Genomic DNA, 16,050 nt, shown 5'->3' on the forward strand with positions numbered 1-16,050 from the left:
TCCTCAGCTCCCTGGCGGTCGTCTCCGAGCTCGCCGCCGCCACCCTGGTGGCCGTGCCCGTCCGCCGTCTCGACCTCCGTCGGACCCTGCGCGCCATCTGGCCGGCCGACCAACGACTCACCGGGCCCGCCCGAGAACTCCTCACCATCGCCTGCCGCCGCCGCGCGCGTCCGGCAGACAGAACCCAACGGTGAGACCGCTGCGGGTCGGGCGTTCCATCCTCGGTGCATGGCCTCGCGTCGACGCGTCGGGCCTGTTGGTCCCGAGGCCGGCGCTATAGTCGGAGGATGACCGCCGAGGCATTCTCGGACGACGCTGCGGTGCCGGCGCTCGCGCCGGACGCTACGCCCGAGGCGATCCGTGACGCGCTCGTCGGCGAGGAGCGTGTGGAGTTCGAACGTCGCTACCGGTCGGCGCTGGTCGAGGCCTCCGACAGCCTCGACCTCTCGGGCGTGCTCGACATCCTGCGGGCCTATCACCGCGTCGCTGTACAGACACAGCATCGCGGCACGCACCGTCACCAGCGGCTGTTGGACAAGGCTCGGTTGATCACTTCAGAGCGGCGCAACCCGGACGCAGTGTCGGTGGAGGCTCATCGGGGCCGGCTCAACCGCCGCCTCGAGTCCTGAGGTGTATCGGGTAGTCCCCGACGACGCGGTCGACGATCAGCTCGATCACCTACCGCGACCGGCCTTACTCGGCTACGCGGATGTCCTTGCCGCGTTGGAGGTCGCTCCCGAGGGAGGACGTTCCTACAACGACGCGATAGCCGAAGGGCCCATGCGTCAGTACGTGTTCGGCCCGAACGGCGAGGGCCTGGTGACCTACCTCGTGCTCGAGCGGGAGCGCGAGGTGCACGTACTGCTGGTGGAGTGGATCGGATGACCGATCCGCGGGTGCTGGTGTGGGCTCTGCAGCTCCGAGCTGGACCCCGCGGTGTGGCGACCGCACCGTGGTGCCGGTCGTGGTGCGAACCGTCGACCCGTGGTGCGGCTGGTGCACCTCGTGAGACACGACGGCGGAACTGTAGTTGCTGGTCACGTTCTCGGGTAACGATGACGGCGTTCCTGGCAGTCAAGGGGTCAGGGGTTCGAATCCCCTCAGCTCCACCCATTCTGAGCAGGCCGGTTGGTCTTTGTCTGTCCACTCCCGATAGTTGTCGTGGTGCGAGCTGCACATGCTGTGATCGAGATGTGCGGTTGTCGCTTCGCCGTACCTGTCGCACGCGGGTTGGCCTATGGTTGGTGGATGACCGCCGAGGCATTCTCGGACGGCGCTGCGGTGCCGGCGCTCGCGCCGGACGCGACGCCCGAGGCGATCCGGGACGCGCTTGTCGGCGAGGAGCGCGCGGAGTTCGAACGTCGCTACCGCTCGGCGCTGGTCGAAGCCGCTGACAGCCTCGACCTCACCGGTGTGCTTGATGTACTGCGCGCCTATCACCGCATCGCAGTACAGACCCAGCATCGCGGAGCGCACGTTCACCAGCGGCTGCTGGACAAGGCCCGGTCCATCACGACGGAGCGGCACAATCCGGACGCTGTGTCGGTGGAGGCCCATCGTGGCCGGCTCAATCGCCGGCTCGACTTCTGAGGTGTATCGGATTATCCCCGACGACATGGTCGACGGTCAGCTCGATTACCTGCCGCGACAGGCGCTGCTCGGCTATGTGGACGTCCTTGCAGCTCTGGAGGTCGCGCCTGACGGATGACGTCCCTACAACGACGCGATCCCCGAAGGACCCATGCGGCAGTACGCGTTCGGTCCGAACAGCGAGGGCGTGGTGACCTACCTCGTCCTCGAACGGGAACGCGAGGTACACGTGCTACTGGTCGAGTGGATCGGATGACCGGTCCGCGGGTGGCGGTGGTCGGAACTGCAGGTCCGGATCAGGTCGACGCGGTCGCTCCAGAGGAGTGTGCAACTGACCGCCATGTCAGGATGCCGCGTCGGCCGGTGTGAACTTCTCGCGGTGGATCATGCGCGGGGCCATGCGCCGTCGCTTGAACGCCTTCACACCCGCCTCCACCATCGCCGGCGGCCCACACAGCCACCCCGACCATCCCCGGGCCGACGCGACGTCGTCGACGAAGTGGTCGGTGGGGAAACCGGTGCGGTGCTCCCTGCCGTCGGGCGGTGGCTCGTGCGAGAGCACCGGGACGAAGCGGAACCGGGGGTGGGCGCCGGCGAGCTCGGTCAGCAGGTCGAGGGCGTAGAGATCGGACGCACCACGGACGCCGTGGTAGAGCAGCACCTCCCGCTGTGGGTCGCGGGCCAGCACCGTCCGGGCCAGCCCGAGCAGCGGGGCGAGCCCGGTGCCGCCGCCGATGAGCACCATCGGCCCGCCGTCGTCCTCGGTGGGGAGGACGAAGTCGCCGAGCGGGCCGGTGATCTCCACCCGGTCCCCGGCGGCCAGGCCGCCGAAGATCCATCCCTCGGTGGCGACCCCGGTCGGGACGAGGCGTATGTGCAGTTCCAGGACCTTGTCCTCGCCGGCGGTGTTGGCCAGCGAGTACTGCCGTCGCTCGCCGGTGCCGGGCACGACGAGCTCCACGTACTGGCCCGGGTCGAAGGCGATCGGCTCGGGCAGGTCCAGTCGCAGCCGCAGGGTCTCGCGGGCGATCTCCTCGACGTCCAGGACGGTGGCGACGAGGTCGCGCAGCGGGTGCGTGGTCCGGCCGCCCGCGGCCGCGGTGCTCTCGACGACCGCGTCCGAGCAGAGCCGGGCCTGGCAGGCCAGTGCGAGGCCGGCGGCCCGCTCGTCGTCGGTCAGGGTGTCGGCGGGGGAGTCGTGATGGTCGACTTCACCGCTGACGACCCGCAGCTTGCAGGTGCCGCAGGTGCCCTGGTTGCAGGAGTTCGGCATCCAGACGCCGGCGCGGAGGAACGCGTCCAGGATCGGCTGCTCCTCCCCGCAGGCCACGGCCCGGCCGCCGACGGTCGCGGTGAAGCCCATCTCAGACCTCCCAGGTGACGTTCAGGCTGGTCGGTCCGCGGAAGCCCCAGCCCCAGAATTCGGATCTGGCGGAGGTGTCGCGCTCGAGGACCGGGATGGTCTCGAACAGCTCCTCCAGAGCGATCCGCATGACGTGGTTGGCGTAGTAGATGCCGGCGCAGGCGTGGTTCCCGGCACCGAAGGCCAGGTGCGGCAACGGCGGGCGGTGCAGGTCGAACCGGGTCGGAGCCTCGTAGACGTCGGTGTCGTGGTTGGCGGCACCGTAGGACAGGATCACCGGGGTACCGGCCGGCAGGTCGACACCGGCGACGGTGACCGGCCCGGTCGAGATGCGGGCGGTGGCAGACCAGATCGGCGAGGTCCAGCGCATCCCCTCGGAGATCGCCCGCGGGATCAGCTGCGCGTCGTCGACGACCTGCTCCATCTGGTCCGGCTCGCTGAACAGGCCGACCAGCGTCGACGCCATCCCGTGGCCGGGCTCCTGCATGGCTCCGAGCAGGTAGACGTAGATCGTCGGGTAGATGTAGCTGCGCTCGCGGGTCCTGCCGGGAGGCATGCCGTCGTGCAGCCAGCGCGAGATGGCGCTGTCGTCGGGCTCGACGATCCACTTGTCGATCAGGGGGTCGACGGCTGCCTGGATCTCGGCCTTGGCCTGGTCTCCCTCGTCGAAGCCTGCGGGGTTGGCGAACTCGCCGTTCTCGGTCATGGCCGCGTTGGTGAAGGAGCGGCTGAGCTTGGCGAACCAGTCGCGCAGCGTGTCCGACTCGACGTCACGCAGCCCGAGCAGGTCGCCCAGCGAGCGCACGCTCACCGGCTCGCAGTACTGGGAGACGAGCTCGGCGCGCCCGTCGTCCTCGAACTGCTCGAGGTAGCGGCGGGCGATCGGACGGACCAGGTCGTCGACGTAGCGGTCCACCTCGACGGGCTGCAGGGCGGGTTCGACCATGCCGCGCAGGTCGGCGTGGACGTCGCCGTTCACACCGATGATCGCCGGGTGGCCGAAGGTGCGGCCGCCGGCCGGGGTGATGACGGCCTCGAAGTCGGGGCTGGTCGCGACCTCGCGGCAGATCTCCGCGGTGGAGGCGACGTAGGACCCGAGGACCGGGACGTAGGCCAGCGGCGCCTCGGCGCGCAGGCGCTCGTAGGCCTTGTACGGGTTGCGCTCCAGCTCCGTCATCGTGATGTCGTCGATCCAGGACAGGTCCGGCGTGGTGGTGTTCTCGCTCGTCGTCGTCATCGACGCGGCCTCCTCGTTGTTCGGGTTGGCGAGAAGGTAGGTCGCGTGGACGGGGCGGACTACGCGGTCTGCGCGGCGGCGGTACGGATTGCGCGAGAGACCTGGAGCACAGCCGGGTCGGTTACGATCGAGGTGTGCCCGCACGGCGTAGTGCGCCGCCCCGCGACTGGGACCGGGTCTCGCAGTCGGTGGCGGATGCGTACTTCCCCCATGAGCTGACGGTTCCCGCTGGTCGACGGGAGCCGCGTCTGACGTTGCAGACGCTCGACCTCGGCCCGGTTCTGATCGGGTACGTGGGCTGGGGCGCCGATGTCCAGGTGGAGTGCGACTATCCCTCCGCCTACGAGGTGAACATGCCGTTGACCGGCCATCTGATGAGCCGGGGAAGGCATGGCATCGTGACGTCGGTGAACGGTCAGGCGAGCGTGTTCCGGGCGGACACGCCGTCGCTGATCAGCCACTGGGACGCCACCTGCACGGTGCTGGGGGTGAAATTCGACCGTGACTGGCTCGACCGCGAGGCGGAGCGGATCCTGGAGCTGGAACCGGTCCGTGCCACCGCGGTGCTCCCCGAACAGCTCGGTGTGGATGGGGGCCTCGGCAGGGACTGGCGAAGGCTGGTCGGTGGGCTGGCCGGGCAGTTGCACGAACCGCAGTTCTTCGCCGATCAGCCCGTTGTGCGTGAGCAGCTCGCCGGGGCGGTGGCGGCCGGTTTCCTGCTGGCGAGCTGCCCGGACCCCGGAACGGGTCCGGTGCCGCGCCCGCGAGCGGTCGGACGGGTGCTCGACGCGATCCGCGACGACCCGGCTCGGGCGTGGACCGCCGCGGACATGGCGAGCTTGGCCGGGACCAGCGTGCGCCGCATGCAGGAGGGTTTCCGGGAGTGGGCGGGCTTCTCGCCGACCGAGCACCTCGTCGGTGTCCGGCTGCAACGTGCCCGCGCGGACATCGAGGGCGACACCGGGCTCTCGGTCAGCGAGGTCGCCGCCCGGTGGGGATTCTCGAGCGCGAGTCGGTTCGCAGCGGCGTACCGGCGGCGTTACGGCTGCTCTCCGTCCGAGACGCGCCGCTGAGTGTGGGATCTCGACGGCAAGACCGCCGGTCGCCTTGGTTGATCGCTCCATGTGGTGCCGATCGTGGTGCGAACCGCTGTCGCGTGGTGCGGGCGGTGCGGCTGATGTGGGCCCGGGACCGAACTGTTGTTGCTGGTCGCAGCCGTAGGTGACGCCGACGATGTTCCTGGCAGTCAAGGGGTCAGGGTTCGAAGCCCTCAGCTCCACCCATTGAGCAGGCGAAACAGCGGATTCACGTCCACGTAGGAGTGACCGCGTGGTGCGAGATGCGTTGGTATCTGCCTGCTTCTCGAGAGCCGACATCTCGGGCCGGGTACGCGTCCATCGCCCGCGCGCGACCGTGACTGAGCCGCGGTCCGGCAGGTCCCGGGGCGTCCCTACGGGCTGCGGTGCGGAGCGCCCAGCCCGGCCGGGGGTGGCGACGACGAGCACGCTCACGACGCGCCGGCCTTCGGCAGCCGACCCAGTGACGCGTCGTCGGAACGCTCGACCAGAAGGGCCGGCACTCCGTCGCGGCGTAGCAACCACGCGAGGAGGTCGCGGCCGTGCAGCAGGATCATCGCGAGACGCCCGGTTCCCATCGGGTCCCCGCGCACGTCGGTGGTCATCACCGGCCGTCGAGCATCGCGCGCCGGTAGGCGACCGGGGTGCGTCCCGTCTCGGCCTTCACGAGCTGCCCGAATCGGGTCGCGTTGCAGAACCCCCACCGTGCGGCGATCGCCGAGACCGGGGTGGCGGCGCGGGCCGGATCGGCGAGGTCGGTCAGGCAGCGCTCCAGGCGACGCAGGCGGATCGTCGCGGCGACCGTTCGCCCGTCGCCGGCGAGCAGGGCGTGCACATGCCGGGTGGACACGAACAGCGCCGCGGCGATCGACCTCGGGGAGAGCTCGGGGTCGGCAAGGTGCTCGTCGATATGGCGATCGACGCGTTCGCGCATCGCCTCGTGCGGGTCGGCAGGCTCCAGCAGACCACGTCGGTCGAGCTCGTCGGCGAACATCGCTCGGGTGAGTTCGGTCGCGTACCGCCCGGTCGCGCGCAGTGTCGCCGCTCCGGCCGCCCCGTTCCGGTCGAGACTCTGGTGCAGCCCGGTCAGCAGGCCGGCGACCGCAGGCGTGACGCCGTGGGCGGAGTCGAGCGTCGTCGCCGTGAGGTCCCCGGCCCGGCGCCCGCCGGCAGCCCCCTCGCGCCGGAACCGGAAGCACAGGCTCCGGTAGCCCTCCCCGCTGGTGATCTCGACGGGACGGCTGGAGTCGTAGAACACCATGTCACCGGGCCGGACCGAGGCGCGGCGACCGTCCTGGCGGAACTGCGCCTGCCCCGCGAGCTGCAGCGACAGCAGGTAGTCGGCGGGCTGGGCGCCGTCGATGTGCTCGCTCTCGCGCGTCGCCCGATGCGGGTGCGAGGTCATCGCGACCAGTGACGTCTCCCCGAGCGAGATCCGGCTGATGCTGCCGCGGAAGCGCTCCGGACGGGCGCACTCGACGTCGAACCGCAGCAGCGCGCCGGAGACGGCGCCGCGCCAGGCCTCGACGTCGCGGATCTCGGCCGTGCCCTCCGCATCGTCGCGCATCAGGTTCCCCCACCGCCGGCCCGGTCCACCCGGGTCGTGCAGCCGGGCGAGATGTCCGTGCACTGTAACGAGAGCGGAGAGACGTGGCCCACATCTAGCGTCGGGCACCGGCCCACCAGAGGAGGACACAGTTGTCCCACATCCGCGGCTCGCACCACATGACGCTGTCCGTCGGCGGCGCCCAGGAGGACGTCGACTTCCACGTCGGCACTCTGGGGATGCGCTTCATCAAGCGCACCGTGCTGTTCGACGGCTCGTTGCCGATCTACCACCTGTACTACTCGAACGCGGCCGGCGACCCCTCGGCAGTGCTGACCACATTCCCGTGGCGCCAAGCCGGTCTGGTCGGGCGGCGCGGCACCAACCAGGCCCGCGAGGTGTTGCTCTCGGTGCCGTCCGGCTCGCTGGGCTACTGGTCCCGCCGCCTGGTCGAGCACGGTGTCGACGTCTTCGACACCGAGGTGTTCGACCGGCACCGCGTGGAGTTCCGTCACCCGTCGGGCATCGAGTACGTGATGGTCGGGGTCGACGACGACCCCCGCGTCGGGCACGCCGGGAACGGGGTGCCGCCGGAGCACGCGATCCACGGGATCCACGGCGTCGGGATCCACGTCGCCACCCCGGAGCGCATGGTGGAGTTCTCCGAGGAGGTTTTCCATTCGCAGGGCAAGCTCGTCGAGGACGGTGACCGGGCGGCGTTCCGGGTCGGCGAGGACGCGCCGGGCAACCACGTCGAGCTGATCGCCGACCGCAGCGACGATCAGGGGACGTGGCGTTACGGTGCCGGCACGTTCCACCACGTCGCGTGGAACCTGGAGACCCTGGAGAACCAGGACGAGCTCAAGTTCGAGATCGAGGGCGGCGGCTACACCGACATCTCAGAGCTCAAGGACCGCAAGTACTTCAAGTCGGTCTACGTGCGCACCCCGGCGGGCGCGCTGTTCGAGCTGGCGGTCACCCACGCCGAGGGTGGCTGGACCTGCGACGAGTCGCCGCACGAGCTCGGGACCCGCTTCCAGCTCCCCGAGCAGTTCGAGGACCGCCGCGAGGAGATCTTCTCGAAGCTGGAGCCCATCGAGGCGACGAAGTGAGTGTCCCGGTCGGCGTCGCGCCGCCGTGGGCCGATGTCGCGCCGACCACATTCCGGCGCGGGTACTTCTGGGTGCCGGGGGAGCGGGTCACCGGACCGGACGGGGCGGACCGCCAGAAGGGTCCGATGTTCGTCTCGTGGGAGGCGCCCGCGGATCCGACCGGTGCGTTGCCGGTCGTGCTGGTGCACGGCGGGGGCGCCCAGGGCACGGACTGGTGGGACACCCCGGACGGGCGTCCCGGCTGGGCGGCCGGGTTACGCTCGGCCGGGCACCCGGTGCTGGTCGTGGACCGGCCGGGGCACGGTCGCTCACCCGCTCACCCCGACGTTGTCGGGGCACTCGGGGCGCAGTTCGACTATGCGACCTGCGAGGGGCTGTTCACCCCGGAGCGGCCCGACCACACGCGCTGGCCGCTGGACCGCGACGACGTCGGCGCGCTCGACCGGCTGATGGCGCCGCTGGGTGCGTTGCCGGCCGACCTCGCCGAGTCCCAGCGCATGGACGCCGACCGCCTGGCCGGCCTACTCGACCGGGTCGGACCGGCGGTGGTGATCACCCACTCGGCCGGCGGGCCGGCCGGCTGGCTGCTCGCCGACCGGCGCCCGGACCTCGTGCGGGCGCTGGTCGCCGTCGAGCCGATCGGCCCGGCCTTCGCCGAGTTCCCCGGGATCGGCACGCTGCGGTGGGGTCTGACCGCGGCGCCGCTGACCTACGAGCCCCCGCGTGGCACCGCCGCCGAGGCCCGGGGCGCCGACCCGGCGACGTTGCGGGTGCCGGCGCTGGCCGGGATGCCGATCGCAGTGGTCACCGGCGGCGCGTCGATGTTCGCGGACTTCGCCGACGACGTCGTCGCGTCCCTGGCCGTGGCCGGGGCTGACGTCGAGCGGCTGCACCTGCCCGACCACGGCGTGACCGGCAACGGCCACGCCCTGATCTACGAGTCCAACTCCGACGAGACGCTCGCGGTCGTTCTGCGCTGGATCACGGTGCAGGCTCCGCGGCAGGAGATGACGAGATGACCGAACAGCTCGCCCGCCCGACAAGGGATCTGAACGTCAGTGATCGCTTCGACGAGATGATGGCGCGGATCGATGCCCTCGACCCGCTGCTGCGCGCCGAGGCCGAGGCCAACGAGGCCGGCCGGCGCCTGACCCCGCGCGTCGAGGACGCCCTGCACTCCGTCGGCGTCTACTCGATCAGCATGCCGCTCGAGCTCGGCGGCCTGGAGTTCGCTCCGCGTCAGGTCGTCGAGGCGATCGAGGCCCTCGCGCGTGCCGACGCCTCCACCGGATGGGCGGCGATGGCGCTGCAGATGGCCATCGGCACGACCGCGGCCTATCTCGGCGAAGAACCGTTCGCAGAGATCGTCGCCGAGGGCGGGGAGCGCACCCTCGCCGCGGGTCAGGGCACCCGACCCGGCACGGCCAGCAGGGTCGAGAGCGGCTACCTGCTGTCGGGTTCGTGGCAGTTCGCGTCCGGGCTGCTGCACGCGACCCACGTGCACACCGCCGCACTCGTCGTCGAGACCGGCGAGGTGCGGGTGTTCACGCTGCCCAAGGAGAAGGTCACGATCGTCGACAACTGGGACGTCATGGGGCTACGGGCGACCGGCAGCGTCGACTACCACTGCCACGAGGTCTTCGTCCCGGCCGAGCACACCTACCTCGCGACCACCACCGAGCCGCGGCTCGGTGGCGCGGTGTTCCGGCTCGGCCTGGCGAACTTCGCGGGCATCCAGCATGCCGGCTGGGCACTCGGTGTCGGGCGCCGCCTGCTCGACGAGATGCAGAAGATCGCCGCGAGCAAGACCGGCACACCGGCCGGCGCCGGGGTGGACAGGTCGGAGTTCCACTCCGCCTACGCCCACGCCGAGGCCCTCCTGCGCTCGGCACGGGCGTGGAACATGGACGTGTGGGCCGACATCGAGGCCACCCTCGACGGTGGAGGGACGGCCTCCACCGAACAGGAGACGCTCGCGCGCCTGGCGCTCGGCCACGTCACCTCCGCAGCGCATGAGGTCGGCCAGATCGTCTACCGGTGGGCCGGCACCGCGGCCCTGCGTAACGGCGACCTCAACCGCGTGTTCCGTGACCTGCACGGCGGCACCCAGCACGTGACATCCGGTCCAGGAGTGCTCCAGGGCTGCGGGCGACGGCTGGCCGGGCTCGCCCCGGGCGCCTCATGGGTGTTCCTGTCCCTGGTCGACCCGGCCTGACGACCGGCGTCGGCGGTGCGGAGCCCGGCCCGGACGTTGCTTGACAGCGAGCCCGCGGCCGGGCAACGTTGCTATCCGTCAGGCGGACAGATGTCCGATAGTCGACGTCCGGGATTCCGACTCTCGAGAGGACGCGTCCCATGACCGCCACCGCCGCCGCCCCCGTGTACGAGGCGGACATCTACGAGGACCAGGCTCTGCTCGAGCCATACGAGCACTACCGGTCCTTGCGCGAGCTGGGGCCCGCGGTCTGGTTGGAGGCGCACGGGGCCTGGGCGGTGCCGCGGTACGCCGAGGCCAAGGCGGTGCTGTTCGATTCGGACACGTTCCGCTCCGCGAACGGCATCGCGCTCAACGAGCCGGCCAACACCGCGATCCTGGGCTGCACGCTGGCCAGCGACGGGGACCTCCACACGCGTCTGCGCAAGGTCGTGGCACACCGGCTGACCCCGCGGGCGTTGCGCCCGATGAACGAGATCGTCACCCGGAAGGCCGAGGCCCTGGTGGCCGAACTCGTCGCAGGTGGATCGTTCGACGCGGTGCATGACCTGGCCAGGGCGCTACCCCTGTCGGTCGTACCCGACTTCATCGGATGGCCCGAGCAGGGCCGCGAGCACCTGCTCGAATGGGCCGGCGCGAACTTCGACTCGTTCGGTCCGATGAACGACCGCGCCCGGCGGGCGATGCCCAAGTGCGGCGAGATGGCCGCCTTCGGCGCCGAGATCGTCCGCACCGGCAACGTCGCGCCCGGGAGCCTCGGGGCCAGTGTGCTCGAGGCCCGCGACCAGGGCGCCGTCACCACCGAGCAGTGCATGATGCTGATGCTGGACTACCTGGCCCCCTCGCTCGACACCACGATCAGCGCCGTGGGCAGCGCGATCTGGCTGTTCGGTACCCGGCCCGACCAATGGGACGCCGTCCGCGCCGACCCGGGCCTGATCCCCAACGCGGTCAACGAGATCGTCCGCTTCGAAGCTCCGATCCGGGCGTTCGGCCGGGTCGCCGGCACCGACACGCAGATCGGTGGGGTGCCCATCGCGGCGGGGTCGCGCGTGCTCGTCCTCTACGCATCGGCCAACCGCGACGAGCGCAAGTTCGAACGGCCGGACGAGTTCGACGTCACCCGCCCCGATGCCGCGGAGCAACTCGGGTTCGGCTACGGCGAGCACGGGTGCGCCGGGCAGGGTCTTGCCCGGATGGAGACCCAGGCCCTGCTGGCGGCACTGGCCCGATCGGTGCGCCGATTCCATCTCGGCGAGCCACGGCGCGCACTGAACAACCTGATCCGCGCGCTGGGCTCGCTGCCGGTGACCGTCGAGCGGGAGGGCTAGGACGTGCAGATCTCGGTGGACCACGACCGCTGCGAGGGTCACGGCCTCTGCGAGACGCGGGCCCCACAGGTGTACGAGTTGGACGACGACGGCGTCGTGGTCTACCGGTTCGAGGGTCGCGACGTCCCGGCGGAGCTGGAGATCCCGGCGGCCGACGGAGCCGCGGTCTGCCCGGTCGCCGCGCTCACGGTCGTCCGGTAGGTGAGCGGGCCGCTCCGGCGGCTCCAGGCCGCGCCTGCGGTACCGTCCGGTCACCGGACAGCGGTACGCCGCTTCGCCGAGCGCGTCCGTGACCTGCGGCCAGAACGGGCCGTCCCCGATGTGCGGAGTAGCGAGATGGCACGTCCCGACACCGGCCCCGACTTCATCGAGGCCATCGCCCGCGGCCTGGATGTGATCAAGGCTTTCCGGCCGGGACGTGCGGTGATGAGCCTGACGGAGGTGGCCGAGGCGACCGACCTGGCCCGTCCGACCGCCCGACGGGTCCTGCTCACGCTCGCGGAGCTCGGCTACGTCAGGTCCGACGGGGCCGGGTTCGCGCTGACGCCCCGAGTCCTCGAACTCGGCGTGACCTACGTGCGCTCGATGGGCCTCTGGGACGTGGCTCGCCCGCACATGGAGCGCCTCTCGGAACGGACCGACGAGTCCTGCTCGATCGCCCAGCTCGACGGCTCGGACATCGTCTACGTTGCCCGCGTGGCGGTGCCGAAGATCGTGGCGCTCGCGGTGGACATCGGCACCCGGTTCCCCGCGCTGCAGACCTCGCTGGGGAAGGTACAGCTCGCGGCCCTGCCGCCGGAGGAGGTCGACCGGGTCCTCGCCGAGCCGTCCCGGTCAGGACTGACCCCGCGCTGGCAGCCCGACCGGGCCGAACGCGATGCCGAGCTGCGGGACGTGCGCGCGAAGGGGTGGGCGCTGACCGACGAGCAGCTCACCAGGGGAATCCGGTCGGTGGCCGCTCCGCTGCGGGACGGGACGGGGCGGGTCGTCGCCGGGCTGAACGTGAACACCCACGCCGCCGAGACGTCGGTCGAGGCACTCCTGGCCGACCATCTCCCACTGCTGCTGCACACCGCCGGTGAGATCAGCGCGGACTTCGCCCGCCTGGACACCGTCCCGCACGTCGTGCGGCCGGTCCCGGTCACCTGAGCTTCCGATACCTGCCCCGCGGCCCCGACGACGTCGCATCCGGACCGCCGCCTTGACCTGACCGCTGCCGTGTCACAAGCTGTAGCCGCGACGTCGGACGAGTGTCCGCACAGCGGACAGGAGCGTGATCTGATGGCGGACGGCGGCACCCCCGGCGCCCCGACACCCACCGGGCCGCTGGCCGGTCTGCTGGTCGCGGACTTCTCCCGGATCCTGGCCGGGCCCTACGCGACGATGCTGCTCGCCGACATGGGCGCCGAGGTGGTGAAGGTCGAAGGTCCCGACGGTGACGACACCCGCACCTGGATGCCGCCGGTGCGCGACGAGGTCTCGACCTACTACCTGGGGGTCAACCGCGGGAAGCGCTCGATCGCGCTCGACCTGCGCGACGAGGGCGACGCCGCGGTCGCCCGGGAGCTCGCCCACCGCGCCGATATCCTGATCGAGAACTTCAAGCCGGGCGGGATGGCCAAGTACGGGCTGGACTTCGACTCGGTCCGGGCCGCCAACCCCGGCATCGTCTACGCCTCGATCAGCGGGTTCGGCTCGGGCGCGGGCAGGCACGTCCCCGGGTACGACCTGATGGTCCAGGCGATCTCCGGGTTGATGAGCCTGACCGGGGATCCGGACGGCCCGCCCTACCGGGCCGGGATCTCGGTGTTCGACGTGATGGCCGGCAACCACGCCACGATCGGCATCCTGGCCGCGCTGCGCCACCGCGACGCGACCGGGCACGGCCAGCATGTCGAGGTCAATCTGCTGTCCTCGGCGCTGACCGGGCTGGTCAACCACAGCTCCGCCTACGCGGCGGCCGGGGTGGTGCCGTACCGGATGGGCAACGCCCACCCCAGCGTCTTCCCGTACGAGCCGCTGCCCACCGCGGACAACGACCTGATCATCACCGCGGCCAACGACGGCCAGTTCCGCAAGCTCTGCGAGGTCCTGGGCATCCCGGAGATCGCCGATGACGAGCGCTTCGCCCGCAACGCCGACCGCACCGAGCGCCGCGAGGAGCTGCGCCCGATCCTGAACGAGCGACTGGCCCGGCGCGGAGCTCTGGAATGGTTCGACCTGCTCACCGAGGCCGGTGTCCCGAGCGGGCCGATCAACACGATCGATGGCGGGTTCGCGATGGCCGAGCGCTTCGAGCTCGACCCGATCGTCGATGTGGGGGAGGGCGACCGTGCGATCCCCTCGACCCGGCATCCGATCCGGTTCTCCGAGACCCCGGTGAGCTATCGGCTCCCCCCGCCGGAGCTCGACGAGCACGGCGACGAGCTGCGCAAGTGGCTCGCCGACCCGAGAAGGGACGGCAATGGCTGACCAGCCGGTCTACGACACCGCGCTCGGCGCATCGTCGCTCAGGAGGATCACGCTGCTCGGCCACGATCTGGCCGACGACGTGATGGGCACCGTCGGATTCGGGGAGCTGGCATTCTGGCTGGCCACCCAGCGGCGCCCGACCTCCGGCGAGACCCGGGTGTTCGAGGCGGTGCTGGCCGCGTTGGCCGACCACGGGTTCACCCCGACCGCGATCACCACACGGTTGACCTACCTCTCGGCGCCGGACTCGATCCAGGGGGCGCTCGCCGCGGGGCTGCTCGGCGGAGGATCGCGGTTCCTCGGAGTCACCGAGGACTGCGGGCGGTTCCTGCACGACGTGCTCGACTCCGTGGACGGCGACATCCCGACCGACGACGCCGGTTGGGACGCGCTCGCCCTGGCCACGGTGCAGGCGCAGCGCGAGGCGAGGAAGTTCGTCCCCGGCCTGGGGCACCATGTGCACAAGGAGGGCGATCCGCGCACGCCGCGGCTGTTCGCGATCGCCACCGAGGAGAACCTCTACGGTCCGCATCTGTCGCTGTTCGCCGCCATCGGCCGGGTGCACGCCCAGGTTCTCGGGAAGGCCCTCCCGCTCAACGGCGCAGGTGTGTGCGGCGCGACGCTGGCCGATCTCGGGCTGCCGATGGAGCTGCTGCGCGGATTCGCCCTGCTCGCGCGCACCGCCGGGTTGATCGGGCAGCTCGCCGAGGAGATCCGCCGCCCGGTCGGCAACGACATCTTCCTATCGGTGGACCTGAACAACCGCTCCGTGGACCCGGATCCGTACACCCCCTGACCAGCGCACGATCCCGCGCCCGAGGCGGGCGCCGGCCCCGACGAGGAGGTCCCCCATGGCCGAGCTGGTCGCGGTGATCGCGTCCACCCATCACCCCTTCTACTACCGTGCCAGCACCTCCACCGGTGCGGACCGGCCACCGTTCGCCGACGAATGGGTCCGCAAGATAGAGCTGTTCCGGGAGACCTTGACCGCGGCCCGTCCCGACGTACTGGTGATGGTCGGTTCGGACCACTTCCACCAGCTCTGGCTCGACAACATGCCGCAGTTCCTGGTCGGCAAGGCACCGTTCTACGACGGGAACTTCTCCAACGAGGAGCGCGAGTTCGGGCTACCGAAGATGCTGCTCAAGGGGCAGGAGGACCTCTCGGAGTACGTCCTGCGCCAGGGCCTCGACTCCGGGTTCGACCTGGCGTTCTCGAACGAGCTGCGGATCGACCACTCGATCACCTGCCCGATCATCACGCTGCGCCCGGACGCGGACCTGCCGATCGTGCCGATCTATACCAACATCTTCGCCCCACCACTGCCGCAGCCGAAGAGATTCGTCCAGCTCGGCCGCACGATCCGGCAACTGGTCGAATCCTGGCCCTCGGACAAGCGGGTCGCGGTGGTCGGTACCGGGCACCTCTCGCTCGAGCTCGGCGGACCACGCCAGTTCGGGCCGCACGGCCCGGACCCGCAGTTCGACCAGAAGGCTGTCGGATGGATCGCCGGCGGTGACATCGAGGAGTGTCTCGCCGAGGTCAGCCTGGAGAGCCTGCACCTGCCCGGCAACGCGACCCATGGGTTCATGGACTTCATGTTGATGATGGGGGTGGCGGGCGAGGGGCAGAAGGCCGACTACGTCGACACCTACGACCTGTTCCACACCATGGAGGCCTACTTCACCTGGTACCCGAACGGGGTACCCCAGATCGGTGTGCCCCAGATCGGTGGCACGGCATGAGCAAGTACCTGCTGAACAAGTTCCTCTACACCGTCGACCGCGACCCGGATCTGGTCGAGCGCTACCGCGACGACCCCGCCGGAACAGTCACCTGGTGGGAGTCCGAACATGCCAACCGGATCCTCAACTGCATCGACGGCGAGCGCTCGACATGGCTCGCGTTCGACGACACCGAGCGCGCCGCACTGGCCGGCCACGACTACCCGACGCTGTTCGAGCTCGGTGCGCACCCGTTCCTGACCCTGACGCTGTTCATCGCCATGTTCGAGCGCGACCACACCGAGCCACTGGGCTTCCAGCTCGAGTATGCGCACCGGGTCTCCCACGTCCGGATGCCCTACCCCGACATCGCCACCTGAGCCC

General features: G+C 70.6%; 17 protein-coding genes and 1 pseudogene. 14 read left to right on the forward strand and 4 right to left on the reverse strand.

What is annotated here, in order from left to right; translation table 11 throughout:
- The 3 genes and pseudogenes from I4I78_RS18645 to I4I78_RS18655 form a co-directional block, all read left to right on the forward strand.
- Window positions 1-194 (forward strand): annotated as a pseudogene (locus tag I4I78_RS18645) (hypothetical protein); the annotation flags it as partial.
- 93 nt (window positions 195-287) lie between these two features.
- Window positions 288-629, forward strand: coding sequence for a DUF6247 family protein (locus I4I78_RS18650; protein WP_218612636.1), 342 nt, complete (start codon window positions 288-290; stop codon window positions 627-629).
- A 619-nt stretch (window positions 630-1,248) separates the two neighbouring features.
- Window positions 1,249-1,590, forward strand: coding sequence for a DUF6247 family protein (locus I4I78_RS18655; protein ID WP_218612637.1), 342 nt, complete (start codon window positions 1,249-1,251; stop codon window positions 1,588-1,590).
- A 343-nt stretch (window positions 1,591-1,933) separates the two neighbouring features.
- Here I4I78_RS18655 and I4I78_RS18660 read toward each other — a convergent pair whose 3' ends face one another.
- Both I4I78_RS18660 and I4I78_RS18665 read right to left on the reverse strand, forming a co-directional pair.
- On the reverse strand, window positions 1,934-2,953 hold the full coding sequence (locus I4I78_RS18660; protein WP_218612638.1) for a 2Fe-2S iron-sulfur cluster-binding protein: 1,020 nt from the start codon (window positions 2,951-2,953) through the stop codon (window positions 1,934-1,936).
- 1 nt (window position 2,954) lies between these two features.
- Entirely contained in the window at window positions 2,955-4,190 is a 1,236-nt protein-coding gene (locus I4I78_RS18665; RefSeq protein ID WP_218612639.1) for a cytochrome P450, read from the reverse strand.
- Window positions 4,191-4,324: 134 nt separating this feature from the next.
- Between I4I78_RS18665 and I4I78_RS18670 the strand changes: the two genes are divergently transcribed.
- A complete protein-coding gene (locus tag I4I78_RS18670) occupies window positions 4,325-5,263 on the forward strand; it encodes an AraC family transcriptional regulator (protein ID WP_308252211.1) in 939 nt (312 codons plus the stop codon).
- A gap of 434 nt (window positions 5,264-5,697) precedes the next feature.
- On the opposite strand, the gene I4I78_RS18675 is transcribed toward I4I78_RS18670, so the two are convergent.
- Together I4I78_RS18675 and I4I78_RS18680 are read right to left on the reverse strand one after the other, a co-directional pair.
- The gene (locus tag I4I78_RS18675) at window positions 5,698-5,871 is read right to left on the reverse strand and encodes a hypothetical protein (RefSeq protein ID WP_218612640.1); all 174 of its coding nucleotides are present in this window, start codon (window positions 5,869-5,871) and stop codon (window positions 5,698-5,700) included.
- Window positions 5,871-6,833 carry a helix-turn-helix domain-containing protein gene (locus I4I78_RS18680; RefSeq protein ID WP_218612641.1) on the reverse strand — a complete coding sequence of 321 codons (963 nt, stop codon included), beginning with the start codon at window positions 6,831-6,833 and terminating at the stop codon, window positions 5,871-5,873. The genes I4I78_RS18675 and I4I78_RS18680 overlap by 1 nt, the downstream gene beginning before the upstream one ends.
- Before the next feature lie 131 nt (window positions 6,834-6,964).
- On the opposite strand from I4I78_RS18680, the gene I4I78_RS18685 reads away from it, so the two are divergent.
- The 10 genes from I4I78_RS18685 to I4I78_RS18730 all read left to right on the forward strand — a co-directional run bounded on the left by I4I78_RS18685 (window position 6,965) and on the right by I4I78_RS18730 (window position 16,046).
- A complete protein-coding gene (locus I4I78_RS18685; RefSeq protein ID WP_218612642.1) occupies window positions 6,965-7,924 on the forward strand; it encodes a VOC family protein in 960 nt (319 codons plus the stop codon).
- Window positions 7,921-8,943, forward strand: coding sequence for an alpha/beta fold hydrolase (locus I4I78_RS18690; RefSeq protein WP_308252212.1), 1,023 nt, complete (start codon window positions 7,921-7,923; stop codon window positions 8,941-8,943). Before I4I78_RS18685 ends, I4I78_RS18690 begins: the two co-directional genes overlap by 4 nt.
- Window positions 8,940-10,139 (forward strand): acyl-CoA dehydrogenase, encoded by a 1,200-nt coding sequence (locus I4I78_RS18695; RefSeq protein WP_218612643.1) that lies wholly within the window; start codon window positions 8,940-8,942, stop codon window positions 10,137-10,139. Before I4I78_RS18690 ends, I4I78_RS18695 begins: the two co-directional genes overlap by 4 nt.
- A gap of 140 nt (window positions 10,140-10,279) precedes the next feature.
- Window positions 10,280-11,470 carry a cytochrome P450 gene (locus I4I78_RS18700; RefSeq protein WP_218612644.1) on the forward strand — a complete coding sequence of 397 codons (1,191 nt, stop codon included), beginning with the start codon at window positions 10,280-10,282 and terminating at the stop codon, window positions 11,468-11,470.
- A 3-nt stretch (window positions 11,471-11,473) separates the two neighbouring features.
- A complete protein-coding gene (locus tag I4I78_RS18705; protein WP_218612645.1) occupies window positions 11,474-11,671 on the forward strand; it encodes a ferredoxin in 198 nt (65 codons plus the stop codon).
- Between the two features lie 135 nt (window positions 11,672-11,806).
- Window positions 11,807-12,619 carry an IclR family transcriptional regulator C-terminal domain-containing protein gene (locus tag I4I78_RS18710; protein ID WP_218612646.1) on the forward strand — a complete coding sequence of 271 codons (813 nt, stop codon included), beginning with the start codon at window positions 11,807-11,809 and terminating at the stop codon, window positions 12,617-12,619.
- Window positions 12,620-12,751: 132 nt separating this feature from the next.
- Entirely contained in the window at window positions 12,752-13,942 is a 1,191-nt protein-coding gene (locus tag I4I78_RS18715; RefSeq protein WP_218612647.1) for a CaiB/BaiF CoA-transferase family protein, read from the forward strand.
- Window positions 13,935-14,738, forward strand: coding sequence for a citryl-CoA lyase (locus I4I78_RS18720; protein WP_218612648.1), 804 nt, complete (start codon window positions 13,935-13,937; stop codon window positions 14,736-14,738). The genes I4I78_RS18715 and I4I78_RS18720 overlap by 8 nt, the downstream gene beginning before the upstream one ends.
- A 55-nt stretch (window positions 14,739-14,793) precedes the next feature.
- The gene (locus I4I78_RS18725; protein WP_218612649.1) at window positions 14,794-15,687 is read left to right on the forward strand and encodes an extradiol ring-cleavage dioxygenase; all 894 of its coding nucleotides are present in this window, start codon (window positions 14,794-14,796) and stop codon (window positions 15,685-15,687) included.
- Window positions 15,684-16,046: a hypothetical protein gene (locus I4I78_RS18730; protein WP_218612650.1), complete on the forward strand. Its 363-nt coding sequence runs from the start codon at window positions 15,684-15,686 to the stop codon at window positions 16,044-16,046. Before I4I78_RS18725 ends, I4I78_RS18730 begins: the two co-directional genes overlap by 4 nt.
- Window positions 16,047-16,050: the final 4 nt, after the last annotated feature.

This window comes from Pseudonocardia sp. KRD291, assembly GCF_019263595.1.
GTDB lineage: Bacteria > Actinomycetota > Actinomycetes > Mycobacteriales > Pseudonocardiaceae > Pseudonocardia.

Coding starts and splice junctions, on each gene's coding strand:
- I4I78_RS18650 (WP_218612636.1), top strand. CDS start 288: ATGACCGCCGAGGCATTCTCGGACGACGCTGCGGTGCCGGCGCTCGCG.
- I4I78_RS18655 (WP_218612637.1), top strand. CDS start 1,249: ATGACCGCCGAGGCATTCTCGGACGGCGCTGCGGTGCCGGCGCTCGCG.
- I4I78_RS18660 (WP_218612638.1), bottom strand. CDS start 2,953: ATGGGCTTCACCGCGACCGTCGGCGGCCGGGCCGTGGCCTGCGGGGAG.
- I4I78_RS18665 (WP_218612639.1), bottom strand. CDS start 4,190: ATGACGACGACGAGCGAGAACACCACCACGCCGGACCTGTCCTGGATC.
- I4I78_RS18675 (WP_218612640.1), bottom strand. CDS start 5,871: ATGACCACCGACGTGCGCGGGGACCCGATGGGAACCGGGCGTCTCGCG.
- I4I78_RS18680 (WP_218612641.1), bottom strand. CDS start 6,833: ATGCGCGACGATGCGGAGGGCACGGCCGAGATCCGCGACGTCGAGGCC.
- I4I78_RS18695 (WP_218612643.1), top strand. CDS start 8,940: ATGACCGAACAGCTCGCCCGCCCGACAAGGGATCTGAACGTCAGTGAT.
- I4I78_RS18700 (WP_218612644.1), top strand. CDS start 10,280: ATGACCGCCACCGCCGCCGCCCCCGTGTACGAGGCGGACATCTACGAG.
- I4I78_RS18710 (WP_218612646.1), top strand. CDS start 11,807: ATGGCACGTCCCGACACCGGCCCCGACTTCATCGAGGCCATCGCCCGC.
- I4I78_RS18715 (WP_218612647.1), top strand. CDS start 12,752: ATGGCGGACGGCGGCACCCCCGGCGCCCCGACACCCACCGGGCCGCTG.
- I4I78_RS18720 (WP_218612648.1), top strand. CDS start 13,935: ATGGCTGACCAGCCGGTCTACGACACCGCGCTCGGCGCATCGTCGCTC.
- I4I78_RS18725 (WP_218612649.1), top strand. CDS start 14,794: ATGGCCGAGCTGGTCGCGGTGATCGCGTCCACCCATCACCCCTTCTAC.
- I4I78_RS18730 (WP_218612650.1), top strand. CDS start 15,684: ATGAGCAAGTACCTGCTGAACAAGTTCCTCTACACCGTCGACCGCGAC.